29 protein-coding genes and 1 pseudogene are annotated in these 23,683 nt (G+C 34.9%); 1 reads left to right on the top strand and 29 read right to left on the bottom strand.

Annotated elements, in window-relative coordinates:
- Positions 1 to 105, top strand: a pseudogene (locus JT739_RS12740) (hypothetical protein); the annotation flags it as partial.
- Positions 106 to 118: 13 nt separating this feature from the next.
- On the opposite strand, the gene JT739_RS08570 reads toward JT739_RS12740, so the two are convergent.
- From JT739_RS08570 to JT739_RS08710, 29 genes are all read right to left on the bottom strand, one after another.
- The gene (locus tag JT739_RS08570) at positions 119 to 1,084 is read right to left on the bottom strand and encodes an acyl-CoA dehydratase activase (protein WP_370642621.1); all 966 of its coding nucleotides are present in this window, start codon (positions 1,082 to 1,084) and stop codon (positions 119 to 121) included.
- Complete coding sequence (locus tag JT739_RS08575; RefSeq protein ID WP_237660692.1) at positions 1,059 to 2,171, bottom strand: acyl-CoA dehydratase activase-related protein; 1,113 nt, start codon at positions 2,169 to 2,171, stop codon at positions 1,059 to 1,061. The genes JT739_RS08570 and JT739_RS08575 overlap by 26 nt, the downstream gene beginning before the upstream one ends.
- The gene (locus JT739_RS08580) at positions 2,143 to 3,144 is read right to left on the bottom strand and encodes an acyl-CoA dehydratase activase-related protein (RefSeq protein ID WP_237660694.1); all 1,002 of its coding nucleotides are present in this window, start codon (positions 3,142 to 3,144) and stop codon (positions 2,143 to 2,145) included. The genes JT739_RS08575 and JT739_RS08580 overlap by 29 nt, the downstream gene beginning before the upstream one ends.
- 32 nt (positions 3,145 to 3,176) lie before the next feature.
- Positions 3,177 to 3,551: a hypothetical protein gene (locus JT739_RS08585; RefSeq protein ID WP_237660695.1), complete on the bottom strand. Its 375-nt coding sequence runs from the start codon at positions 3,549 to 3,551 to the stop codon at positions 3,177 to 3,179.
- A 9-nt stretch (positions 3,552 to 3,560) separates the two neighbouring features.
- Entirely contained in the window at positions 3,561 to 3,914 is a 354-nt protein-coding gene (gene spoVAE / locus JT739_RS08590; RefSeq protein ID WP_237660696.1) for a stage V sporulation protein AE, read from the bottom strand.
- 16 nt (positions 3,915 to 3,930) lie between these two features.
- A complete protein-coding gene (gene spoVAD / locus JT739_RS08595) occupies positions 3,931 to 4,935 on the bottom strand; it encodes a stage V sporulation protein AD (protein WP_237660697.1) in 1,005 nt (334 codons plus the stop codon).
- A gap of 42 nt (positions 4,936 to 4,977) precedes the next feature.
- Positions 4,978 to 5,427, bottom strand: coding sequence for a stage V sporulation protein AC (spoVAC, locus tag JT739_RS08600; protein WP_237660698.1), 450 nt, complete (start codon positions 5,425 to 5,427; stop codon positions 4,978 to 4,980).
- A gap of 60 nt (positions 5,428 to 5,487) precedes the next feature.
- On the bottom strand, positions 5,488 to 5,694 hold the full coding sequence (locus tag JT739_RS08605) for a dodecin family protein (RefSeq protein ID WP_237660699.1): 207 nt from the start codon (positions 5,692 to 5,694) through the stop codon (positions 5,488 to 5,490).
- Positions 5,695 to 5,964: 270 nt separating this feature from the next.
- Positions 5,965 to 6,693, bottom strand: coding sequence for an RNA polymerase sporulation sigma factor SigF (sigF, locus tag JT739_RS08610; protein WP_237660700.1), 729 nt, complete (start codon positions 6,691 to 6,693; stop codon positions 5,965 to 5,967).
- Positions 6,690 to 7,118 (bottom strand): anti-sigma F factor, encoded by a 429-nt coding sequence (gene spoIIAB / locus JT739_RS08615; RefSeq protein ID WP_237660737.1) that lies wholly within the window; start codon positions 7,116 to 7,118, stop codon positions 6,690 to 6,692. Before spoIIAB ends, sigF begins: the two co-directional genes overlap by 4 nt.
- Before the next feature lie 30 nt (positions 7,119 to 7,148).
- Positions 7,149 to 7,487, bottom strand: a complete 339-nt coding sequence (gene spoIIAA / locus JT739_RS08620; protein WP_237660701.1) for an anti-sigma F factor antagonist — start codon at positions 7,485 to 7,487, stop codon at positions 7,149 to 7,151.
- A gap of 166 nt (positions 7,488 to 7,653) precedes the next feature.
- Complete coding sequence (locus JT739_RS08625; protein WP_237660702.1) at positions 7,654 to 8,814, bottom strand: D-alanyl-D-alanine carboxypeptidase family protein; 1,161 nt, start codon at positions 8,812 to 8,814, stop codon at positions 7,654 to 7,656.
- 56 nt (positions 8,815 to 8,870) lie between these two features.
- The gene (gene xerD / locus JT739_RS08630; RefSeq protein ID WP_237660703.1) at positions 8,871 to 9,758 is read right to left on the bottom strand and encodes a site-specific tyrosine recombinase XerD; all 888 of its coding nucleotides are present in this window, start codon (positions 9,756 to 9,758) and stop codon (positions 8,871 to 8,873) included.
- Between the two features lie 68 nt (positions 9,759 to 9,826).
- Positions 9,827 to 10,459: a stage II sporulation protein M gene (gene spoIIM, locus JT739_RS08635; protein ID WP_237660705.1), complete on the bottom strand. Its 633-nt coding sequence runs from the start codon at positions 10,457 to 10,459 to the stop codon at positions 9,827 to 9,829.
- A 66-nt stretch (positions 10,460 to 10,525) separates the two neighbouring features.
- Positions 10,526 to 11,695 (bottom strand): endonuclease Q family protein, encoded by a 1,170-nt coding sequence (locus JT739_RS08640; protein ID WP_237660706.1) that lies wholly within the window; start codon positions 11,693 to 11,695, stop codon positions 10,526 to 10,528.
- Positions 11,695 to 12,237: an NUDIX hydrolase gene (locus JT739_RS08645; RefSeq protein ID WP_237660707.1), complete on the bottom strand. Its 543-nt coding sequence runs from the start codon at positions 12,235 to 12,237 to the stop codon at positions 11,695 to 11,697. Before JT739_RS08645 ends, JT739_RS08640 begins: the two co-directional genes overlap by 1 nt.
- 294 nt (positions 12,238 to 12,531) lie before the next feature.
- Entirely contained in the window at positions 12,532 to 13,320 is a 789-nt protein-coding gene (spo0A, locus tag JT739_RS08650; RefSeq protein ID WP_237660709.1) for a sporulation transcription factor Spo0A, read from the bottom strand.
- 92 nt (positions 13,321 to 13,412) lie between these two features.
- Positions 13,413 to 14,708: a SpoIVB peptidase gene (gene spoIVB, locus JT739_RS08655; RefSeq protein WP_237660710.1), complete on the bottom strand. Its 1,296-nt coding sequence runs from the start codon at positions 14,706 to 14,708 to the stop codon at positions 13,413 to 13,415.
- Positions 14,709 to 14,881: 173 nt separating this feature from the next.
- Positions 14,882 to 16,606, bottom strand: a complete 1,725-nt coding sequence (gene recN, locus JT739_RS08660) for a DNA repair protein RecN (protein ID WP_237660711.1) — start codon at positions 16,604 to 16,606, stop codon at positions 14,882 to 14,884.
- Between the two features lie 13 nt (positions 16,607 to 16,619).
- Positions 16,620 to 17,066, bottom strand: a complete 447-nt coding sequence (locus JT739_RS08665; protein ID WP_237660712.1) for an arginine repressor — start codon at positions 17,064 to 17,066, stop codon at positions 16,620 to 16,622.
- A gap of 32 nt (positions 17,067 to 17,098) precedes the next feature.
- Positions 17,099 to 17,947 (bottom strand): NAD(+)/NADH kinase, encoded by an 849-nt coding sequence (locus tag JT739_RS08670; protein ID WP_237660714.1) that lies wholly within the window; start codon positions 17,945 to 17,947, stop codon positions 17,099 to 17,101.
- A gap of 1 nt (position 17,948) precedes the next feature.
- Positions 17,949 to 18,470 (bottom strand): hypothetical protein, encoded by a 522-nt coding sequence (locus JT739_RS08675; protein ID WP_237660716.1) that lies wholly within the window; start codon positions 18,468 to 18,470, stop codon positions 17,949 to 17,951.
- A gap of 77 nt (positions 18,471 to 18,547) precedes the next feature.
- Complete coding sequence (locus JT739_RS08680) at positions 18,548 to 19,348, bottom strand: TlyA family RNA methyltransferase (RefSeq protein WP_237660718.1); 801 nt, start codon at positions 19,346 to 19,348, stop codon at positions 18,548 to 18,550.
- On the bottom strand, positions 19,345 to 19,977 hold the full coding sequence (locus JT739_RS08685; protein WP_237660719.1) for a hypothetical protein: 633 nt from the start codon (positions 19,975 to 19,977) through the stop codon (positions 19,345 to 19,347). The genes JT739_RS08680 and JT739_RS08685 overlap by 4 nt, the downstream gene beginning before the upstream one ends.
- Before the next feature lie 680 nt (positions 19,978 to 20,657).
- The gene (locus tag JT739_RS08690; protein ID WP_237660720.1) at positions 20,658 to 21,548 is read right to left on the bottom strand and encodes a polyprenyl synthetase family protein; all 891 of its coding nucleotides are present in this window, start codon (positions 21,546 to 21,548) and stop codon (positions 20,658 to 20,660) included.
- A complete protein-coding gene (gene xseB, locus JT739_RS08695; protein WP_237660721.1) occupies positions 21,541 to 21,783 on the bottom strand; it encodes an exodeoxyribonuclease VII small subunit in 243 nt (80 codons plus the stop codon). Before xseB ends, JT739_RS08690 begins: the two co-directional genes overlap by 8 nt.
- Positions 21,780 to 23,000 (bottom strand): exodeoxyribonuclease VII large subunit, encoded by a 1,221-nt coding sequence (xseA, locus tag JT739_RS08700; protein ID WP_237660722.1) that lies wholly within the window; start codon positions 22,998 to 23,000, stop codon positions 21,780 to 21,782. The genes xseB and xseA overlap by 4 nt, the downstream gene beginning before the upstream one ends.
- A 32-nt stretch (positions 23,001 to 23,032) precedes the next feature.
- On the bottom strand, positions 23,033 to 23,446 hold the full coding sequence (gene nusB, locus JT739_RS08705; RefSeq protein ID WP_370642619.1) for a transcription antitermination factor NusB: 414 nt from the start codon (positions 23,444 to 23,446) through the stop codon (positions 23,033 to 23,035).
- Positions 23,447 to 23,457: 11 nt separating this feature from the next.
- Positions 23,458 to 23,676 (bottom strand): DUF2273 domain-containing protein, encoded by a 219-nt coding sequence (locus tag JT739_RS08710; RefSeq protein WP_237660724.1) that lies wholly within the window; start codon positions 23,674 to 23,676, stop codon positions 23,458 to 23,460.
- Between the last annotated feature and the right edge of the window lie 7 nt (positions 23,677 to 23,683).

Raw genomic sequence — 23,683 nt, forward strand, 5'->3', positions numbered from 1 at the left:
CCGTGCGGATTTTGTAACTCCTGCAGAAAGATCCAGAATGATGTGCATCCAGATGTAGTCCATGTCTATCCGGAAGGTGCTTCCATAAAAATAGAGGTCAAGTAATATTATTGGTTTTTCATACAGCCATAGTAGAAGACCATTTGCCGCACCTGTCACCCCATCTTGCCATCAGCCTTTCATCTGAAAAAAGCTGAATTATTTCACAAGCATTGGGACAACCACTGCACTCGAAACTTTTGACCTTATAGTCTTGAAAAGCAACATCCATTCCCAAAAAATTTGTGGTTTTCTTGCGCGAGACTATGTGGTTAAAAGCTAAAATTGCAGCTCCAACAGCACCCATAACATCGTAATTTTCTGGAACAAATATTTCACTTTGAAGCTGTTCTTCAAAGGCTCTCCTTATCCCAATATTTGCTGCAACACCGCCCTGAAACAGTATTAAGGGGCGAATATCTTTGCCTTTAGCCACATTAGATAGGTAATTTCTAACAAGGGCTTCACACAAGCCTTTTAATATGTCTTCAATTGCATAACCCATTTGCTGTTTATGTATCATATCAGATTCAGCAAAAACTGCACAGCGACCTGCTATTCTAGTAGGATTATTGGACTTTAAGGCAATTTCTCCGAATTTATCAATTGGTATGCCTAATCTCTGAGCCTGTCTGTCCAAAAAGGAGCCAGTACCTGCAGCACATACTGTGTTCATAGCAAAATCCACAACGGTTTTATTTCTGATAATTATTATTTTGGAATCCTGACCTCCTATTTCTAAAATAGTCTGCGTTTCGGGGTAATATTCAAGAGCGGCAGCAGCATGTGCAGTTATTTCATTTTTTGTAATATCAGCTCCTACTAATATAGAAGCCAATTGTCTTCCGCTACCTGTTGTTCCTACAGCAAATATCTCTAAATTTTTAAACTCATCTTGCAAAATCCCTAAACCCCTTTTTATAGCTCCTATGGGATTTCCTGATGTGCTTAAGTAAAGCTTTTTTACAAGGCGCTTTTTGTCATCAAGTAGGACCAAGTTTGTGCTTACTGACCCTACATCAATTCCCAGACAACACTGCAATATTCTTTACCTCCTTGCTATGGCAAATCATATCTATAAACGCCTCTAACCTAGTCCTAAAACCAGCCTCGGCAGAATGTTCGTCTAAAACTATTGTCATTACGGGAATTTTAAATTTTTGACTTACGCGAGGTATTGCACTTTTTGCTACGATTTCAGGCATACAAGTAAATGGCAATAGGTGAATAACGCCATCGAAACCCTTTTTTGAAAAATTAACGATCTGTGCTATAGACTCTTGACCATGGCCGCCCACAAAACAATTAATATAGGGCTCTGCCAATTTAAGAATATTTTTACAGTCTTTTGGTTTCAAAAAGGATGGCAGAAGGTTTTCGCGAACCCAATCAGTAATATATATGTTTCTGTGAACCTCTACTCCCAGTTCTCCCAACTGTTTTTCGATGTTTAAATTTACAAAAGGCTCAAGCACCGTATAGATTTCTCCTACTATTCCCACTTTTACCGGAGTTTTATTTTTTAAAACGCGTATTTTTGAAAAAGCTTTAGAAATTTCTTCTTTTAATGTTTCTAGTTCAGTTTCATCTTTTACATCAAGTATTCGCTTTACGAGGGAATTATAAACCTTATCGGTCTGTCCCTTTTCTATTTCCCTAGGCCTTAGTTTAGACGACTGTTTTTCTATATTATCTAAAAGCAAGGCTTTTTTCCACGCAAAGCGCAAAGCTCTTACTAGATCTTTTATTGTTTTATTATTTTGGGTCGTAATCAGCTTAATTTTATTTATTAAATCTAAAAAATTACCCCGTGGAGGTTCTAAAATAATCATTTCAACATCATAACCTAAATCTCTTAAAATCTCCTTTTGTACTTCTCCATAATACCCAAACCTACATGGGCCAACACCACCAGCCATTACAATAGTGTCTGCGCCTCTTTCAATGGCTTCAATAAAATTGCCAATATTTATCTTTAAAGGTAGGCATGCAAATTCCGGCGAGTTGGCAACACCTAATTCAAGAGTTTTTTTTGTACAGGGTGGTGGCAATATTACCTCACATCCTAAGCTTTCAAATAAAGTTTTTAGGGGTACGTATATATTACCCATATGTGGAAATGTTATCTTCAATGTGCTTCCTTCCCTCCAAAACATCTAAAAAAGCTTCAAGTCTTGTGTCAAAACCGGCCTCTCCGGCATGTTCATCTAAATTTAAATATAAAAAGGGAATCTTATATTCTAATTTAGCTCTTTTTTCTATTAGTTCCCCCACTAATGAATCAGGACCACAACCAAAGGATGCCACATGAATAATACCATCAACTTTTTTATGTTCTAAAAAATAGTAAGCAGTACCAGTGGTCTTTTTTCCCAATGTCCAAAAGAGGTCTTTCGATAATTTTTTATTGCCTTCTTTAATTTGGCTTTTTGTCACCATCTCACATGTTATCAGATCAATATTGTGTTTTCGCAATTTCCTAATAAGACCCATGCTGATATAATCATCGTATATATTATAATTATGTCCTAATAAAAGCACCTTTATATTATTCCTTCGCTTTTTAAAAGTTTGATTTTCAATAAAAGTTAGTCTTTTATCGATGATATCTTGCGGAGTTACAAATTTTTCAATCATTAACTTTTCAAACTGTCGCTGGGCTTTTATGGCTTTGAAATATGCAAATAGTATTCGAGTTTGATGTATATTTAAAATTTTACCTAAATTTAAAATGTGATCTAGTATATGATTTTTCCCCTTGTAAAGATTTAATTCTGTATCAACAATATGAGGAATGTTTGAGATGCTATTTCTTATCATGTCAGGTAGACCTAAAAACTTAGGACATATGTATTCCTTTGGCTCTATACTTATAATTCTTGGTATATAAATCATGTCTACTTTTCCTATTAAATCGGCAACATGGCCGTGAAATATTTTTATTGGCAAACATGCATCATCCACACAAAATTCAAGGCCCTGCTTAAGAATTTCTTTGTTTGTTGGAGATGAAAGAACTACTTCCAGACCCAATTGTTCAAAAAAGTTTTTCCAAAAAGGAAAATATTGATAATAAAATAGAGCCCTTGGTATACCAATGCGCAAAATGTTTTCCTCCTAACTTTTAGTTAATCAATTTATTTACTGCTTAATAAAGATATAATCAAAATGCGACACAAAGCCGTTTTTATCATTAACACAGGAAGAGGCCTTTTAAAATCCGCTATAGGATTTAACAGGTCAAGCCAAGGTATTTTTTCAGCCCTGTGAAGGCCGATGCCAAACAATAAAAGAAGAAAGGGACAAATTATCGTAATTAGATTGTTATTGAAAGAACCAGTGACAGTAGTAAAAATTCCTCCAGCAACAACTTCTGTTATGCTTGATTGTAAAGCCATAGAAATTAAAACTGTAAAAGCTGATTCAATAAAACTAAGTAACAGCACAATAAACCAATACCTTGGACTTACGATTATTACTGTTAAGAAAATACCAATTAAGTCGACAAACATGGTTATCTCCTACTTTGACTTAGGATTGAAAAGTAATGCCATCAAAAAACCAAAAACAATTGCTGCTGTTATACCTCCTGCAGCAGACCTTAGTGCCCCTGTAAATACTCCCAGTAGCCCATATTGGTCCACATCTTGAATAACTCCCGTTACAAGGTTGTGACCAAAACCTGTAATGGGTATGGTAGCTCCAGCCTTACCAATATCTACTAAAGGCTGATAAAGTCCTAATCCGCTAAGAACGGCTCCTAATGTTACGAAGAGGACAAGTATATGGGCTGGGAAGAGCTTTGTTGTATCCATCAGTATCTGACCTACTAAACAAATTAAACCTCCAACTATAAAAGCCATAACATAATCCATTTAGATTCTCCCTAAATCATAGATTTTCTATAGAAATAGCATGTGCTATACATGGTATTGTTTCTCCCTGTTGAGTACTGGTAGTGCTCATTAAGGCACCAGTAGCTACTAACAGAACCCTGTTGTATTTTCCATTAAGCATCTCTTTGTAAATATAACCACATGTGACAACAGCAGCGCACGCACAGCCGCTGGCTCCAGCATGAACATCTTGTTCTGGATAAAATATTAAAACACCGCAATCAGAATATTTATTTGATATATCATAACCCTTTTGCTTTAAGAGTTCTTCCGCAATATCCTTACCTATACTTCCTAAATCACCGGTTAAAATTAAATCATAATCATCAGGTGTTTTTCCTGTATCTTGAAAATGTCTTAAAATGGTATCAACAGCCGCAGGTGCCATAGCTGTTCCCATGTCATTTGGATCAGCCTCACCCATGTCAATAACCTTTCCGACAGTTGCAAAAGTAATTCTAGGATTTTGTATTTGCGACGATATAACCATTGCACCTGCTCCTGTGACTGTCCACTGTGAAGTTGGTTTTCTTTGATTTCCTAATTCTAATGGAAACCGAAATTGCCGTTCTGCTGTGCAAAAATGACTGGATACTGCAGCAACTAAATTTTCAGCAAAACCTCCATCAACAATCATAGAGCCTAGTAGGGCTCCCTGAGCTATTGTAGAGCATGCACCGTAAATTCCTAAAAAAGGCAACCCAAGTTCCCGGGCTGCAAATCCTGCAGAGACTATCTGATTTAATAAATCGCCAGCAATAAGATACTCTATTTTATCTGTAGGTACTTTGCTGTTTTTTATTGCCATTTCAACTGCTTCTTTCAATATTTTTGTTTCTGCTTTTTCCCAACTCTTTTCTTGGTATATGCTATCTTTTAAAATTAGATCATAATATTCTTTAAAGCGACCTTGGCCTTCTTTAGGACCGACGATAGTGCCAGTTCCAATAATAGAAGGAGGATTTTCAAATTTTATTGTTTGACTGCCGAGTTTTTTCATTGATAGAAATCTTCCTCCCAAAAAATTAATTTAAGCTAAAACTTACATGTTTAATAAATAATATATTAGGCCTATTAAGGTTGCTGATGAAATACCATAGACAAGCACCGGCCCTGCTACGACAAACATTTTTGCCGCAACACCGAATACAAAACCTTCTCTTTTAAATTCCATGGCTGGTGAAACAATAGAATTGGCAAAGCCAGTTATTGGAACTATTGAACCTGCACCGGCATATTTTCCTATTTTATCGTAAACTCCAATTCCCGTTAAAAATGACCCTAAAAATACCATAATAATTGCAGTTGGCCCGCCAGCCTGACCAGGAGTTAAGCCGCGGGAAACAAAAAAATTCAGGATAATCTGGCCGATTGTGCAGATAATACCGCCTACTATAAAAGCCATAATCATGTTTTTTAAAAGAGGGGGCTTTGGCTTTTTATTTTTTGCAAATCTCTTATAATCTTGTTGTTCCTTTGTCAAAACAGGCATAGTATCACCTTATTTTTATCATGTTCAGCTTAAAAACGAGCACCATCAGTGCCCGTTTTACTAGCTTGTACCATCTACTTTGAAAGCTATCTTTACATTTGCCTTATACTCCACAATATTGCCATCCTTGACGTTTGCTGTATTATTTAAAACTTCTACACCCGTAATATTTCTGATTGTCTTACTTGCATCTTTTACGGCATTTTGCACTGCTTCTTGCCAACTGTTTTTAGATTCACCTACCAATTCTATAACTTTTACGGTCATATAGTGTCCCCCCATTTTAAATGATTATTAATTATTTTACCCAATAGCAGAACACTTATTCTTTTGCAAAAATACTAGTTTCGCGCTTTTTGGTGTTCTATTATCATAGTAGCTTTTATAAATAAATGCTCCAGCAGTTAGAAATAAAAGCAAAGCAATAAATATGATTAATTTTCTTTTAAAAAAAATCATCAGGATTACCTCCCAATGTATATTATTGTGTTTTTAAACCACATTTATGCGAACCAAAAATAAAAAAAGCCTAATTCTTTAGGCTTGAGACAGTAACTCTTTTACTTTGGCAAGTATTTTTCTTTCCAATCGCGATACCTGCACTTGAGTCATATTTAAAATTTTAGCAACTTCTGTCTGCGTCATATCTTTAAAATATCTAAGCACGATAATCTGACGCTCACTTTTATCAAGCTTTGATAAGGCCTCTTTCAAGGCTATTTTATCAAATAAAATATTTTGCCGATGTTCATTTTCATCAATTTGATCAATTAAATAAATAGGTGAACCGTCATCCTGGTACATCACTTCATTTAACGAAACCGGAGATTGAGATGCTTCCATAGCCATTACCAGATCTTCTACCGGGACACCCATTTCATCGGAAAGCTCATTTATTGTCGGTTCTCTATCCAACGCATTTGTAAGCTCTTCTTGGGTTTTTTGAATTTTTGAGGCTAACTCCTTTAAGGAGCGAGCTACTCTTATGGGTGCATCATCACGTATGTACCTACGGATTTCACCCATAATCATGGGCACAGCATAAGTTGAAAATTTAACATCGTATGAGAAATCAAATTTTTCAATGGCCTTAAGCAGGCCGATACTGCCTATTTGAAATAAATCCTCTAACTCATAACCTCTGTTACTGAATCTTTTTACTATACTCCAAACTAAACCCAGGTTAAGGGACACAAGCTTATCTTTTGCCTCTTTGTCACCTCTCTTTGCCTTTCTTAAAAGATCTATATGGTTTTCAAAGCTCATGTAGTCTGCCTCACTGTGCCTTTATTGATGTTTTTTACCATTGTAACAACTGTTCCCTCACCCGGAGTTGAATCAACCTTTAGTTCATCCATGAAATCTTCCATTATAGTAAAACCCATTCCAGATCTTTCTAATTCCGGTTTTGAAGTCCATAACGGTTGGCGTGCTTTTTCTATATCTTCAATGCCTTTTCCCCAATCCTGAATCGTTATAACAACTTTATCTTCATACAATTTTGAACTGATTCTTATAATACCAACAGTATTTTCATAGCCGTGAATTATGGCATTGGTTACAGCTTCGGAAACCGCAGTTTTTATATCAGCTAGTTCATCTAAGGTTGGATCTAACTGTGAGGCAAATGCAGCCACTACAACACGGGCAAAAGATTCATTTTCTGATTTGCTTACAAAATCCAGTTGCATTTCATTTAAAACCGTCACAAAATCACCCTTTCATAATTTATCTATGGCTTCTTTTTCGTCGTTAAAATTGCTAATAAGACTAAACAGACCGGACATTTGAAAAATCCGTTCTATTTTTGGCGCGAGATTTACAACACCTATTTTCCCACCGACATTTTGAAGTTTCTTATATCGACCAATAATCATACCAACACCGGAGCTGTCCATAAATGAAACATCTTTAAAATTAAACAATATTTTTTTAACTCTATGTTTTTCTATGTAATTATCAATCTCTTCTCTTAATATAAGCGATGCGTGATGGTCAATTTCCCCTTTTAAATTGACCTTTATCATATCATGATCTAATTTAATAATTACCACATCCATATTCCACCCCCCTTATCTATTACAATTAATTCGATGGATATGATAAATTTCCTTCTATAGATTCCATATATTTACATATCTTCTTAAAAACACAAAAAGACTTCCAAATTAGGAAGCCTTTTATGCATAAAATCAGCATGTATTTGATATTTAAATAGAAGCCTCATTAATTTAGCCATTTACTAAATATCCTTTTTAGCAGTTCTATGAAACCTGCTTTTTTTACATCTTCAGATACAACTAAGTTTATTTGTTTAACAGTTTTTCCATTTTGCTCAACAGTAAGTGTCCCCACTTCCTGGTTTTTGCTCAAAGGTGCCGATAATTTTTCAGGAATATCAATCTTAGTGTTAATTTGGTCCTGCTTGCCTTTTTCTATTAAGATGCTTACATCTTCAGGCACAATGACATTTACTTCATTAATATGACCTTTTTCTACGGGAATAGTTTTTTGCACCATACCTTTTTCGACTACTTTAATTGAATCGTAATGTCCAAATCCGTAGTCTAGTAATTTTACGGTATCTTCAAATCTTTGATTGCTATTTTGTGCATTTAAAACCACTGAGATTAAACGAAAGTCCCCTCGTTTTGCCGTACCGGCAAAACAATGTCCAGCTTTATTGTGGAACCCGGTTTTTAAACCGTCTAAACCTTCATATTTGCCCAAGAGTTTATTAGTATTGGCCAGCATAGTGGCCTCTCGTTTTTTATCTGTATGTTCTAGATAATCCATCCATATAGTTGACCATTTAAAAAAGATGGGATATTTGACCAATTCCCTAGACATTAATGCAATATCATAGGCTGTAGTGTAGTGATCTGGATCTGACAATCCGTGGGGATTTGTAAAATGGGTATTTTTCATTCCCAACTCCTTTGCTTTGTCATTCATTAACTTAACAAAGCCTTCAACGCTGCCGCCTATATATTCTGCTACAGCCATAGATGCGTCATTAGCTGACGAAATAACAATACATTTTAAAAGTGTTTCAAGGGTTTGTTCCTCTCCAGGGCCCAAAAATACCTGACTGCCTCCAGTTTTCCATGCCCGTTCACTGACTCTCACAATATCCGAAAGATTAACCTTGCCAGATTCAACAGATTCTAGAGCTATAATCAGTGTCATAATCTTTGTGATGCTTGCAGGTTCCATTTTTTCATGGGCATTTTTTTCAAAAAGAATTGTACCTGTCCCTGCATCCATTAAAATAGCAGAAGGTGCATTTATATCTATTTGAGGCTCAGCAACAGCAGAGTTTGTTATAACCAACATAAGAAGAGAAATCAGCATAAGATACACTAGCTTTTTTTTGTGACTAATCATTGATTTTTCCTCCCTTCTTATGTTAGTTTTCCATATGTAATAAATGTTATGCACCACTATGCTCTGGGATGGGTTTTATCATATACTTGTTTAATTCTGTTTTGCGTCAAATGAGTATATCTCTGTGTTGTAGAGATATCTGCGTGACCTAGCATTTCCTGTACGGCCCTTAAATCAGCGCCATTTTCCAGAAGATGTGTAGCAAAGGAGTGCCTAAGAGTATGTGGAGTAATCTTCTTATAAATACCCGCTTGTTTAGAATATTTTTTTATTATTTTCCAAAAACCTTGCCTAGTCATAGGGTTACCTTGTCTATTGAAAAAAAGTTTTTTACTCTCTTTTCCATTTAACAGTTGTTTTCTGACACTGGAAAGGTACTCTTTCAAGTACTCTAAAGCAATTGAGCCAACAGGGATAATTCGCTCTTTAGAGCCTTTACCCATACAACGCAGAAAACCTGTTTCTAAATTTACATCTTCAACAGATAAAGAGATTAGCTCAGATACTCTCATTCCGGTAGCATACAGTAATTCAAGCATGCTCTTATCTCTTAGACCTAGGGGAGTTGTTATATCTGGTTGTGATAACAGTTTTTCAACCTCTTCTGTATTTAAGACTTTCGGCAATCTTTGTTCAAGTTTCGGAGTGTCTAAATCAATAGTTGGATCTTCCGATATTACATGCTCTCTAAATAAAAATTGGTAGAAAGACCTTAAAGCAGCACAAGTTCTAGATATGCTGCTGCTGGCCTTCCCGCTTTTTTGCATCTGAAGCAGGTAAGCAACTATTATTGCCCTATTTGAACTGTTTATATCTATAATATTTTTTTTCCGTAGAAAATATATGTAGCTTTTCAGATCGCGTTTATAAGCTTCTATAGTATTTTTTGCCAGCCCTCTCTCTACTGATAAATATTCTAGAAAGCTGTCTAAAAGGCCGTTCATAGTGTTCATCTCCTAAAAAGAAACTGCATCTTTCTGTAACTCTGTAAATTTGATTTTAAAAGACTGCTTCAAAGGCTAAAATAGTTTGAAAACAACCTAATAAATAAAGGTGAAATATATCCTTCAATTAATCCGGATATTACAAGCAAAAAACAGAAAATAATATTAAGCATCATATATCCGCTTACCATTTGTGTATAGTTTTCATGGTAATTTTTCATTCTGTTTTTAATAACTGTAGTGGCAAAAGTTAATGCGGTAACTCCAATTGAAATTATGCTGGGTAGTATGATTAAATTTTGCGGCAAAATGGAAAGTATCGCTAAAATTAAACCTTTTGTCCCCAAATCTTCTATTAAAAAACCAACTGTAAATCCCAAAACAAATCCCCTAAATAAAATAATACCTAGGATAAATGGGATACCTATTACTGAAAGGCCAAGTATAATCAACAAGACAGCAGTTTTAATATTGTTAGATATAGATAAGTAAAAGATGGAGGAGTGATCAACAGAAATATTTTTGACATTGGCCAAAAAACCGTTTATAAAACTTTGGATATTTTCCAATTGCATATCTGAAATCAAATTTACAGTAATGCTGCCGATGACAATACCTATGATTAAAATAATACTTAAAAAAATATACTGAATTATATTTTTCCTAAAGTAATCTATCATTATTTTGGGAAAATAATTCATGTAATAGTCCACCTTCCGTACATTTTCATAGAAAATATTATGCCGGAAGGGACGGGATTATACATTTTAATCCAAAACCTTGCCGTAAATACCTCCGCCACCTGCTTGCAAATTCAGTTTTCCTTCCCGGGCAAGCATTATATTTATAGCTATGTGCTCTCCAACAACCTCAATCAATTGGTCTCTATTAGCATTATGGATTACATTCATTTCAGTTCCAAAATGTAAAATAAGCTTCTCAATAGTTTTCTTCCCTATTCCGGGAATAAACTCCAGTGGCACCTGATAATGGTAAATTGGCCTGTTTTCAGGATGAATAGGAGCATTATAATCTGCAATAACAGCTATTCTGTCAAATACTCCGAGTGTCACTGATTCATTATCACATTTGGGACATTTTACTACAGGAAAGTTTTCATGTGCAACATAGTTGCATGTGGGACAAAATGTCCTGTGATATTTGCCGAGTTTTGGATCTAAACCATAATTAGAAACGATATAGTTATTATCAAGTCCTTTTAATGCTGAAATAATATTCTCAAAGTCAGGAAATTGCAAATTCATTTTATTGTATTCCCGGGCAATTTTCTCTAGTGAATGAGCATCTGAGTTGGTTAAATATGATCTTGTTGCAAGCTCGCTTATGGTATCGGCAAAATCAGTATCTGCACTGAGTCCCAATTCAACTGAAATAACATTGTCTAACTCATCTTCAAAAGCATGGGATAGTCTATCATAGCAGCTTCCGTAAAAACTTTTAAAGGGTGTAAACACATGGGCTGGAATCAGCACCCCTCCAAGGCTTTTTACGATTTTAATTAAATCTTTTGCACAAAGGCGCGCTTTTTGCGAACTCAAGTAAATATTAGTTATATATCCGGCCATAATTGATGAAAAATCTTTAATTTGTTCATAAAATGGAAAAAATGCTATGCTATGAGCAACTCCCTTTGGCTCTGTAGTTTCAATTTCAGCTCCAAAAACTATAGTGAGTTTATCTTCGTATCTGGCCCCACCGCCGGGCATGGGAATAAGCTTTTCATTATTTAATTGTTCTTGTATTTCTTTAAGAACTAGCGGTGATGCACAATCAACTATGCCTACAATATCTATACCTTTTTTGTTAATGCAATAGTCATATATATTATCAAGAGTTAAACTTCTTGAAGCAGTAATCTTAACAGGCTGGTTTTTAGCTTGACCTATATGAACGTGTAAATCGGCAAAATATTCCATTATAAACCACCTTTAATTTGAAAAGATGCTAAGAGTAATCCAGTGATAGTTTTACTATCTATTATCTCACCGCTTTTAATTTTATCAAGGACTTCTTTAAACGGCACCTTTTCAGCCTGCAGGTATTCATCAAAATCAGCATCTTTAGCCTTTCTAATTAATTTCTTGCCTAAAAACAAGTGTATAATTTCATTGGAAAAGCCGGGTGAAGTATAAAAACTTGTCAAGTATTCCAGTTCGTTTGGATAGTAACCTGTTTCTTCCATTAATTCGCGTTTTACACATGTTTCTTTAGATTCCCCTTTTTCCAGTTTTCCTGCGGGTATTTCAAGCAATTCCCTTTCTACAGCTTTTCTGTACTGTCTTACCAGTAATACTTCATCATTACCAGTAATAGCAACTACAGCAACAGCCCCCGGATGTTCCACAATCTCTCTTGTAGATTTTCTTCCGTTTGGCAACAACACTTCATCCACCCGGAGTTTTAACAAATGCCCAGAAAATATTTGCTTAGAGCTGATTGTAGATTCATAAAATTCCATTTTTACTCCAACTCCTGATTAACATAATTTTTTCTCACATACATATAATATTGTAAGACAAGTTAAAGGAGAGGTAAAGATAGAATATATCGTAACCAAAGATAAGCTCTATGTTATGGGCAAAACTTTGGAAATAAAGGAGTTTTTTAAAGAAAAAACTAAATTACACAGAACCCTTAAGGATTTTATTATTTCAGAAATGCAATCGCATGAAGCATTAATAAAAAGAAAAACACCTTGATTCACTTTGAAGTTGAATCAGGGTGTTTATAACATTGAAATATAATTATTACATTATCCTACTTTTAGCTGCATTCTTAATTTATCCGAAATCATAGCAATGAATTCTGAATTTGTAGGCTTCCCCCTGTCCTTTGTAGTAGTATATCCGAAGAGGCTGTTAAGAGTTTCCACACATCCTCTGCTCCATGCCACTTCTATGGCATGTCTTATGGCTCTTTCAACCCGGCTAGGTGTTGTATTGTATTTACTTGCAATACTCGGGTATAATTCTTTGGTAACTGCGGAGAGCAGTTCTACATTGTTTATTACCATGTATATTGCCTCACGAATGTAAAAGTAGCCCTTTATATGAGCTGGAATGCCAATTTCATGAATAATGTTAGTTATTTGTGCTTCCAGATTATTTTTTTTGTCTGTGAGAACACTATCCTTTTTCAATGTTGGTTGCATAAAATCGGCATTTATGTCAACCATCTGCCTGACACGATCAACCAATATATTTAAATCAAAGGGTTTTACAATATAATAATCTGCACCTAGGGTGATTGCTTTTTGGGTGATCTTGTCCTGTCCTACCGCAGAAAGAACTATGATTTTTGGCCTTTTAGATTTATTTGACAGCCGCTCTATAACGCCTAAGCCGTCAAGGTTTGGCATAATCAAATCTAATATTAAAACTTCTGGTTCTAATTGATCAATTTTCTCTAAAGCTTCTAATCCATCGTGAGCTATACCAACTACCTCAATGCCCTGTTGATTTTCAAAAAACTCCACCACTAAATTACAAAACTCTTTGTTGTCGTCAACAATTAACAATTTTATTTTTTGCCCTTCTAACATAAAAGACCCCCCTTAAATAAATATTGCCAACAAATGAATAATTCGACAAACTCTGGAATTTTCCTCCTTCTATAACAAAAATTGTTTTTTATTTATATTTTTTCACGGCTATTTACGCTATTTATTTCATTTAGCATCCATTCTAAAAAAATACCATATCCTTTTGTAGGATCATTTACAAAAACATGGGTTACAGCCCCAACTATATACCCGTTTTGAATTATGGGACTTCCACTCATACCTTGTATAATGCCACCGGTTTTTGCAATAAGTTCTTCATCGGTTATTTTAATTATCATTCCTTTATCATTTGGATAAGATTGCCTTATAATCTTTTGTATTTCAATATCAAATTCCTGTATTTTTTCGTCTTCAATTACCGTAAGAATCTTTGCCTTACCTTCTTGCACTTGGTTTATGGTAGCAACAGGAAGTAAGTCGTAATATGGATTTTTAAAGGAGTTATAAGCCTGTCCAAAAATACCAAAAGGCGTATTTGCAACTATATTGCCTATAATCTCGTCCTCATTGACAAAAACTCCTCGCTTTTCACCTGGCTGGTTCTTTTTGCCTGGCGTTATTGACGAAACCCTTGCCCGTATTATTTCACCTTCACCTACTTCTATTATTTTTCCTGTATCAGCATCAGCGATTATATGACCTAATGCACCATAAAAATTAGTTTTTGGATCATAAAAGGTCAACGTGCCAACTCCTGCGGTTATATCTCTGACCCATAGTCCAATCTGATAATAGCCTAAATTGTTTTTCACGGGATCTAATTTTATATTTAATATTTCTCCATTTCTTTTGACAACAAGGTCTACGGTTTTCTGCTTATCTATTATTCTTGACAGATCTTCAGCCTGGTGGATCTTTTGATTATTTATCATTACGATTGTATCGCCAACTTGTATACCTGCATCTCTAGCCGGCTGATGTGTCTTACCATTTTCATCAATTACAGACGCCAAGCCCACTACTATTACTCCATTGGGCCGAAGTTTTACCCCGACGGAATGTCCACCAGGAACAACGCGGGTTTCAGGTAATACGTGAACCTTTAACCTTTTTACTGGAATCAAGCCTAAAAATCTAAATTCTAAATCATATGTTCCCAGATTAGAAGATTTTAAAACCAGAGGTTCGTTTAAACTTATTGTAAGTCTATCGTTTATATAATTACCATTTATAAAAAATGGGGATTTGCATAACAATTGCAAAGTCATTGGAACTTTTATTTCCAGTGTTTGTTCTTTTCCTTCGATTATTTTTATTTCTTCTGGCAAGTCACTAATAAAAATATTTAGAACGGATGTAATTACAATTATTATTAATAAAAAAAACTTTATTAATTTATTTAATCTGTTTCTTTGCAAAGCTTTCACTCCCCACTTTAAAATCCGTAAAATAACATAATAAAAAAATAACCTTCCTACGGATAATAAGATAACCTTAACAAAATCTTTTTATACGAAACTATGGGGAGTCAATTTTTGCAAAACAAAAAGCCTCACAACTATTGTAAGGCTTAATAAATAAAAAATAGAGTTTGACGCACTTAACCTTTTTTTAATTTTTTTGCCATGTTTAGCATTTCCTGAGCATGAGTTATGGTGTTTTTTGTAATTTCTGCACCACCAAGCATTCTTGCAAGTTCATTTATTCTATCTTCACCTTCAATGCAGTATACTTTTGTTGATGTATGTTCACCTTTGCTTTCTTTTTTTATTAAATAATGGTAATCTCCAATGCTTGCAATTTGCGGCGAATGTGTTACGCACAATATTTGATGATTCCTTGCAATTTTTGAAAGCTTTTCACCTACAGCCTGCGCTGTTCTGCCTCCAATACCCGTATCTATCTCATCAAAAATTAAACATGAAATGTTATCAACTTTAGCTATAATACTTTTTAATGCTAACATTATGCGTGAAGACTCGCCGCCTGAAATAATTTTCGCCAAAGGCTTTAATGGTTCTCCTGGGTTTGTTGATATTAAAAATTCTACTTCATCTATGCCGTTTTCTGTTACTGATACCTTTTCTCCATTCAAATCAATTCCATTTGGGCTATTCTTTACTCTAATGTCTACTTTGAATTTTACGTTTTTCATGGCTAAGTCTTTTAATTCTTTAGCAATACTTTCTTCTAAATGATTTGCTACCCTATGTCTTTTTTTATGTAACTCATTAGCACTTTTGCCAAGTTCTGATTCTATGTTGTAAAGCATTGTTTTTAATTCATCGATTTCTTCAGTTACATTAAAAGCATTGTCTAATTCAGCAGCAATTTGAGCTTTGTAATCTATAAGTTCTGGTAAACTTTTGTTGTATTTTGACTTAAGTCTATCGAGCAGCTCTAACCTTTTATTTAATAAATCGAGCTTTGAGCCATCAAAATCTATTGAATCTCTAAGGTTGCGCAAACTCGATGATATGTCTTCTAATTCATATAAAATATTTTTTAGAGATTCAGTAATACTTTCTACCGGGGCATAAATTCCGACTATCTTTTCTAAACTATCGATAATCTTACTAAGTCCGTCAATTACAGATAGATCTTCAAAACCTTGATATAAAGCATTGTATGCGAATTCTAAAGCGCCATAAATCTTCTCAGCATTTTCCAAAATTTTTTTATCCTCTTGTAAAGAGATGTCTTCATCAGGTTTTAGTTGAGCTTTTTCTAATTCGTCAAGCTCGTATCTTAACCTATCCTGTTCTCTGCTAAACTCTAAATGTCTTTTTTCCAACTCGTTAATTTGTTTTTGGATCTGACAATATTTTTTGTAAAGCCTATTAACTTCAGCCTTGCATTTGGATATATCTTCATCCCCTAGTAGGTCTAAAATTCTCATATGATTTTTGCTATCGAGCAAAGATTGATGCTCATGTTGACCATGTATATCAACAATTAACTTACCTACACGTTTAAGTGCAGAAACTGGGACCATTTTGCCATTTAATCTGGAAATACTTCTCCCTTGGGCATTTATTTCTCTAGTTATAATAAGTGTGTTATCTTCCGGTTCTATACCGTATTCTTTTAAAATTTCATCGACGGCATCATCTTCATATTCAAATACTGCTTCAACACTGGCATTTTGTTTTCCTGTGCGGATAAAATCAGTATAAGCCCTTTCCCCGATTATAAGATTAATTGCATCAATAATAATTGATTTACCTGCTCCGGTTTCGCCGGTTAGAATGTTTAACCCTGGTCCAAAGGAAATAGATACATTGTCAATTAGGGCATAATCCTTAATGCAGAGGTTAAGGAGCATTTAATTTGCCTCCTTATCTCAAAATTTCTTCAAACCTCTCCAAAATATCTTTGACTACTTTTTTTGACTCAGCGACAACTAAAATCGTATTATCGCCAGCAATAGTGCCTAATATTTCGTTCCAATTAAGACTGTCAATTGCCTCAGCTACGGCTGAAGCTGTTCCTGAAGACGTTTTTATTACAATAAGATTTTCTGATGAAGCAAAGCTTAGAATGGATTCTTTAAAAATTCTTAGCAATCTATCTGAAGATAGTGAAGTTCGCTCAGGTTCAGCATAACAATATTTTTGATTGTCCCGTAAAACCTTAATGAGCCTTAGTTCTTTTATATCTCTAGACACTGTAGCTTGAGTTACATTAAAACCCGCTTTTCTTAATTCCTCTGCTAACTCTTCCTGAGTTTCTACAGGTTTTTCTCGTATTATTTCACGAATCTTAATATGTCTCTTTTGTTTCATAACATATCCCCCCGTGTCTTTTTAGGGTCTGTTTATTCACTTAATTTTTTTCGAAGCACGTCATAAAAACTTCTTTTTTTAATGCGTATTAATTGGGTTGTAAAAGAAGATTTATTAACTATAATTGTATCTTCAGGCAACAACTTGTAACCTTGCTGACCATCTACTGTCAGCATAACTTCATTATGATCTGCCAGCACTTTCACTTTAATTACATCATCTTTATATAAAATAATCGAACGGCTTTGAAGTGTATGAGGGCAAATTGGAGTTAGCAGCAAAAGGTCCATATCTGGTTTTATTATAGGGCCTCCAGCCGATAAAGAATAAGCGGTAGAACCAGTAGGAGTGGAAATAATTAGACCATCAGCCGGATAAGTATCCACATAAGCCTCATTAGCATAAGTCTTAAGGCGTATGAGCCTTGCAAAAGGCCCCTTAGTTATGACCACATCGTTAAGAGCCAACAATTCTTTTAAAACTTGCTTATCGCGGACAACTTTAGCTTCTAACATCATTCGGACGTCAATATGGTATTCCTTTCTATTAAAACGCTCCAAATCAGTATATAAATCCGAAAGTTCAATTTCGGTTAAAAAACCCACATGCCCCATATTTATCCCCAGAATAGGTATATTGTATGGAGCAATTTGCCTCGCTACCCCCAAAAGGGTGCCATCACCGCCTAATGTAACAGCTAAATCTATTTTGCTTATAAGCTCATCTGAATCGGTTGAGAGTTGCGGCACATTGAGGACTTGAGCAACTTCTTTGGAAAGTTTCACAGAGTAACCTTTGGCCATAAACCAACTAACTAAACCCTTAGTTACTTTCATTACTTTTTTTTTGTGTAAATTAGGAAAAATGCCTACTGTAAGCATTCTATCCTCCTCTAGTTAAAAATCCGACAATAAACCCTATGATTAGTAGGACTGAAGTCGAGATAATGCGATGAAAGTATTCCGATTTATCATGATTTAAAATGGAATACTCTACAGTTCTTAACTTTTGTTTTTCCATATCAACTAAAATGAGTCCACTTGGCCGGTACACCATGTAGTATTCCAACAATTGTCTACGCGTATCAGTGTATCTAGGAGATGTCACTTTATCGCCGCTTTTTACTTCGGCAATATAAATTTTGTTGCCCTTCTTTACTATCATATCTGCTTTAACTGTTACTTTATGAGGTTTGTCGTCAACATATAATGTATATGCATACTTTTTTTGCAAGTCTAATATCTCAAATCCGTACTTTTTCATTAACTTTATAGCTTCATACTCACTTTTTTTGGCTTTTTGGAGCCTCTTTTTCAGTTTCCACCTTTGTATATATTTGATAAGGACAATTGTTAAAAAAATCCCTATTAATGCACCAAAAATTATATAAGACAAAATATCCATTTTCAAACCTTTCTTAAATACTGTAATAACACTTTACCATAACTATACTACATTTCTACAAAAAAAGAAAAATTCCTTTAAAGCAGTTCAAAGTGTGATTCTTCAACTACCTTTTCTACATCTATAAAGTCATCAGTTAAGCTTTTTTTAAAATGAGCAAGATATTCTATATTACCTTTAGGGCCTTTAATGGGAGAAAATGTCAGGTTACATATATAAAAATAATGTTCTCTAGCATCATTTATTACCTTTTTAATTGCTTTTACATGTAAATCAAAATCTTTAACAACTCCTCTTTTGCCTACATCACTTTTACCTACTTCAAATTGAGGTTTTATCAGTGTAATCAAATCTCCATTTTCTTTAAGTAATACATAAAAGGGCTCAAAAACTTTAGTCAAAGATATAAAAGACAAGTCAGCAGTAATAATATCAACTTGCTCTCCTATATCTTCCAACCTTAAGTACCTAACGTTTGTTCTTTCCATGACTACAACCCTTGTATCTTCTCTAAGGGTGTACGATAACTGGCCATATCCCACATCCACAGCATACACCTTTTTTGCCCCTCTTTGTAGCATACAATCAGTAAAACCACCTGTAGATGCACCTGCATCCAGGGCAATTTTATCTTTAACTTCCACATTAAATACATCAAGAGCCTTTTCTAACTTAAGGCCTCCCCTGCTGACATAAGGAATAGACTTGTTTTTAAATACTATAGTGCTATTAACATCAACAAGTGTTCCTGGCTTGTCAATGATTTTATCATTAACCAATACGTTGCCACACATTATCTCTGCCTTGGCTTTCTCTCTACTGTTTATTATACCTTTGTTAACCAATAAAACATCTAATCTTTGTTTGCTATTACTCATTCTTTTTCTCTCCTGCCATTTTTTCTGTTATTTGTGTTATCAGGTAATAAATTTATTCCAATATTATTTTTTAATTTATGTAAAATTAATCCAACACTGTATACGACCGTTTTTGAATTTTTTATTGCAATACCTTTGCCTAATGCCTTACCCCCAATAGTTAGAGTTGAAATAATTCCAGTTAATATTATGCTAATAAGTACCTCGTTTTTGACGTAACCACTAGCAGTAATTTTAAGCACGATTGCAGCACCGGCGGCACCGCTGATTATACCACATATATCTCCTATGACATCATTGCAAAAATTCGAGACAATGTCTGCATTTCTAACAAGTCTTACCGCTTCTTTGCCTCCAGGAACTTTATCTGCCGCCATAGCGTGAAAGGGTGCCTCATTCGATGAAGTAACAGCTATTCCTATAATGTCAAAAAAAATACCTATTATGATTATGACAAGTAAAATAAAGAATGAAGTTAAAAAATTTACTTTATCTAGCAAGAATTCAGAGATAGTACTAAAAAAAACGGAAAGTCCAAAAGCTAAAATAAAAACTTTATAAATCCAATTAGCTTTTGAACTTCCGTTATTCTTTTTAACAGACTTTTTCTTTTTTGAATCTATATCCAACAAAATACCTCCACTTTTCAACCAAACAGGTGGTAATGGATAGGGTTAATTTTGTGGCTTAGGTCTAGCAGGATTTCCCTAGCAGACATCTATTCGTTGCCGAACAGACGGTTCCCCTTTAATTCCGCTACTGTTATGTCGCCAATAACAGGGCTAGATTACCACTTAGTCCACACTGTAATCCCCTACCCATCCCCAAAATGGACAGTCTAGGAGATTTCCTCACCAAAACCCCTCTCCTCCTAGCCTCTTTTGCAAAATGGATTTCAAAGGCAAAAAATTAATTTGTAATTTGGCCAAATTACAAATTAATCGATAAACCTTTTTCCGCCCATTTCACTCAAGGCAGGCTACACTGCACCCAACTTTTAATCGAATGCAGGTTCACACCCTAAGCCATAGCCTTCAAGGAGTCCTATCAGGCCACAAACTTAGGTCTCCGCGGAAGTAGGGTCAACACCTACATGCCTTTGTAGATTGCCCCATCTTCCTTACTCCCAGTACCAGCCCCCGACTGGGCGTCAGAGGCCAGCACTAGGAACTTCATCGATGTGCCCTTTGACGGATTTTTAGCCCCGCCTTCGGAGGAGCGATTTTGACTAGAATACTGTACCACCTGTTTCTTGTTGAAGATTATTATAGCACAAATCAAAGAACCCTTCAACATGACTTAATATTGGTTAGTAACTGCGGTTTACAATAAAATCTGTTAGCTGTATGAAAAAGTTGTTATTTTTATAATTAGAAATTAATTCTTTAGCTTCTGAGGATAGTTTGTCAATCAAATCCAAACAACCGGCATATCCATATACTTTAAAAAAGGTACTTTTCATATTTTTTGCATCACTACCTATGGGTTTACCTAAACTTTTTTCATCACCTTTTTCATCTAAAATATCATCCACAATTTGAAACACCAAACCGATATTTTCACCAAAGCGTTTTATCGTTTCCAGGTCTTTTGCAGATGCTCCTGCTAGCCTCGCTCCAGACCAAAGTGATACACTTATTAAAGCTGCGGTTTTATGAAGGCTAATATAAAAGATCGTATCTTGGTCTATGGCTTTACCTGATGAACTAATATCGACAGTTTGACCTCCTATCATTCCATATGTTCCTGCGGCATTAGATACCTTTTCTATTACATCTAACACCGCATTAGGACAAATCCCCTCAATTTTGCTGTTTTTTGATATTGCAGCAAAAGCATGTGTCAAAAGTGCATCTCCCGCCAAAAGTGCTACTGCTTCTCCGTATACTTTATGACATGTTGGTTTGCCTCTACGGAAATCATCATCGTCCATAACTGGTAAGTCATCGTGAATCAGCGAATATGTATGTATCATTTCAATACCGCAAGCTGTTGGTATTACTTTTTCATAGGGCATTCCGAAAAGCTCTGCTGCTTTCATAACCATAATAGGCCGAAGTCTCTTTCCACCTGCGAAAGTGCTATAATGTATAGCTTCATGAAGTTTGGGGGGATATTCATCTTTTGGTGGAAGTAACTTGGCTAATTCTTGTTCCACAATTTTCCCTAAAAAATCTAATTCCTTTTTAAAATCATTCAAGCAGTTCCGAACCTCCATTAAAATCTTTTATAGTTATATTGCCTTCCAAATCTTTAGTTAAAATCTCTATTTTACCTTCAGCTTCATCTAACATTTTTGAACATATTTTAACGAGCTTTATTCCTTCTTCAAAAAAAGTAAGTGCTTCATCTAAAGTTAAATCACCTTTTTCTAATTGTTCGGTAATATACTCTAGGCGAGATAGTGCTTCTTCATATTTATAATTACAGGTCAACTGGCATTACCCCTTTTTTCCCATTCGTCGACTTTACATAAAAGGTTTCCATCAGATAATAACACCCTGATACAATCGCCTTTATTAACATCAGCAATTTTTTTTACAACTTTATTGGTACAATTATTGATACAAATGCTGTAGCCTCGCTTTAGTGTAGACAAAGGATTTAAAGCTTCAAGCCTTGAAATGCTATTACTGAGAATTGACTTCTGTTTGGTTATGTAGTAATTGGTGTCTTTGTTTAACCTGCCCAATAATTCTTCTATCACCAATCTACAATTAACTATATATGTTTGAGGTCTTTTAAATACCGGGGACATTTTTAGATATTCTAGCTTTTGCCTTTTTTCACCAATAAAATTATAAAAACCGTTGACTAACCTTAAACTGAGATGCTTTAATTCATTTTTTAATATTCGCTTTTCTGGTATTACCATTTCACCTGCAGCTGAAGGAGTGGGTGCTCTTTTATCAGCAACAAAATCGGCAATGGTATAGTCAGTTTCATGACCCACTGCAGAAATCACAGGAATTCTCGAATTTGCAATTGCCCTCGCTACCTTTTCTTCATTAAAAGCCCATAACTCCTCTATGGAACCACCGCCCCTGCCTACTATAATAACGTCTATATCCTCAAAACTATTTAATTCGGATATGGCAGAGCTGATTTCGTCTGCAGCGTCCTTGCCTTGAACCAGCACTGGGGCAATTACAATATTAACATTTGGAAAGCGCCGTTTTATCACAGTTAATAAATCTCTTATTGCCGCACCCGTAGGCGATGTTATCAAGCCTATTCTTTTAGGCAAAAATGGAAGCATCCTTTTTCTTTCGGGTGCAAAAAGGCCCTCTTTCTCAAGGTGCGCTTTCAATTTTTCAAAAGCTATGTATAAAGCACCTATGCCATCAGGCTGCAAATCTTCTATATACAGCTGATATTGGCCGTCTCTGGTAAATACGCTTATAAATCCAAAAGCAATTACATTCATGCCGTTTTCCGGCACAAAAGGAAGTAACCTATTACAGTTTTTAAACATTACACATCGAATTTGGGACTTTTCATCCTTTAAAGTAAAATACATGTGACCTGATATATCATGATATTTAAAATTTGAAATTTCTCCTCTAATGTATACTTGCCTTAAAATCTGATTGCTGTCAATTAGATTCTTTATAAAATAATTGACTTCACTTACAGTAAAAACAGGTTTCAAATTGGTCTCCTCCAAAAAGAGAGGTGATTTTTTCATTTCGGTGGACAATCGTTGGCTATTGCCCCTAATAATCCATTGATAAATTTATACGAATTTTCATCGCCATATTTTTTCGCGATTTCAACAGCTTCATTTATAGTAACACTGACAGGTATATCCGGACAATTAAGTATTTCATATACCGCAAGGCGCAATATATTTCTATCTGTAGAAGCCATGCGGTTAACAGTCCAATCCTCTGAATACTTGTTAATCATTTTATCAATGCTTGATAAATTTTCTAAAACACCGTTTACTTCTCTAAATACAAATGATTTTTGATCATCGTCTTTTAATGAGCCTATTACAATTTCTGATGCTTCTTCAATTGTATTATTGCCAACATCTATGGCAACAAGTATTTTAAATGCTTGTTCTCTTGCAATTTTTCTGCTCAAGAAAGGCACTCCTTATCTATTTATCTATTACCTGGTGGTAATATTTTATCAAGTAAATTGAGTATATCATCTTTTTTATCTACATTCTTGCCTATATAATATCCCAATACAGTACATAAAATGACGAAAATCGTTTTGAAAAAACCTAATGTGATAATTATGATACCAATAATAAGGCCTACAATTCCCCCAATTATTTCCCTTCGACGTTCCTGCCAAAACTTTTGCAAATAATCCACCTGTTTC

It is taken from the genome of Tepidanaerobacter sp. GT38 (genome assembly GCF_021991635.1).
GTDB lineage: Bacteria > Bacillota > Thermosediminibacteria > Thermosediminibacterales > Tepidanaerobacteraceae > DTU063.

Bases quoted from the DNA above. Each gene is read 5' to 3' on its own strand.
- spoIIAA (WP_237660701.1), bottom strand. From the start codon at position 7,487: ATGGATGTGGTAATTATTAAATTAGATCATGATATGATAAAGGTCAAT.
- spoIIAB (WP_237660737.1), bottom strand. From the start codon at position 7,118: ATGCAACTGGATTTTGTAAGCAAATCAGAAAATGAATCTTTTGCCCGT.
- spo0A (WP_237660709.1), bottom strand. From the start codon at position 13,320: ATGTTAGAAGGGCAAAAAATAAAATTGTTAATTGTTGACGACAACAAA.
- JT739_RS08585 (WP_237660695.1), bottom strand. From the start codon at position 3,551: ATGTTTGTCGACTTAATTGGTATTTTCTTAACAGTAATAATCGTAAGT.
- xerD (WP_237660703.1), bottom strand. From the start codon at position 9,758: ATGAACGGCCTTTTAGACAGCTTTCTAGAATATTTATCAGTAGAGAGA.
- JT739_RS08640 (WP_237660706.1), bottom strand. From the start codon at position 11,695: ATGGAATATTTTGCCGATTTACACGTTCATATAGGTCAAGCTAAAAAC.
- JT739_RS08670 (WP_237660714.1), bottom strand. From the start codon at position 17,947: ATGCTTACAGTAGGCATTTTTCCTAATTTACACAAAAAAAAAGTAATG.
- spoIIM (WP_237660705.1), bottom strand. From the start codon at position 10,459: ATGAATTATTTTCCCAAAATAATGATAGATTACTTTAGGAAAAATATA.
- spoVAC (WP_237660698.1), bottom strand. From the start codon at position 5,427: ATGCCTGTTTTGACAAAGGAACAACAAGATTATAAGAGATTTGCAAAA.
- sigF (WP_237660700.1), bottom strand. From the start codon at position 6,693: ATGAGCTTTGAAAACCATATAGATCTTTTAAGAAAGGCAAAGAGAGGT.
- JT739_RS08625 (WP_237660702.1), bottom strand. From the start codon at position 8,814: ATGATTAGTCACAAAAAAAAGCTAGTGTATCTTATGCTGATTTCTCTT.
- JT739_RS08680 (WP_237660718.1), bottom strand. From the start codon at position 19,348: ATGAGTAATAGCAAACAAAGATTAGATGTTTTATTGGTTAACAAAGGT.
- JT739_RS08645 (WP_237660707.1), bottom strand. From the start codon at position 12,237: ATGGAATTTTATGAATCTACAATCAGCTCTAAGCAAATATTTTCTGGG.
- recN (WP_237660711.1), bottom strand. From the start codon at position 16,606: ATGCTCCTTAACCTCTGCATTAAGGATTATGCCCTAATTGACAATGTA.
- spoVAE (WP_237660696.1), bottom strand. From the start codon at position 3,914: ATGGATTATGTTATGGCTTTTATAGTTGGAGGTTTAATTTGTTTAGTA.
- JT739_RS08675 (WP_237660716.1), bottom strand. From the start codon at position 18,470: ATGGATATTTTGTCTTATATAATTTTTGGTGCATTAATAGGGATTTTT.
- spoVAD (WP_237660697.1), bottom strand. From the start codon at position 4,935: ATGAAAAAACTCGGCAGTCAAACAATAAAATTTGAAAATCCTCCTTCT.
- JT739_RS08605 (WP_237660699.1), bottom strand. From the start codon at position 5,694: ATGACCGTAAAAGTTATAGAATTGGTAGGTGAATCTAAAAACAGTTGG.
- JT739_RS08665 (WP_237660712.1), bottom strand. From the start codon at position 17,066: ATGAAACAAAAGAGACATATTAAGATTCGTGAAATAATACGAGAAAAA.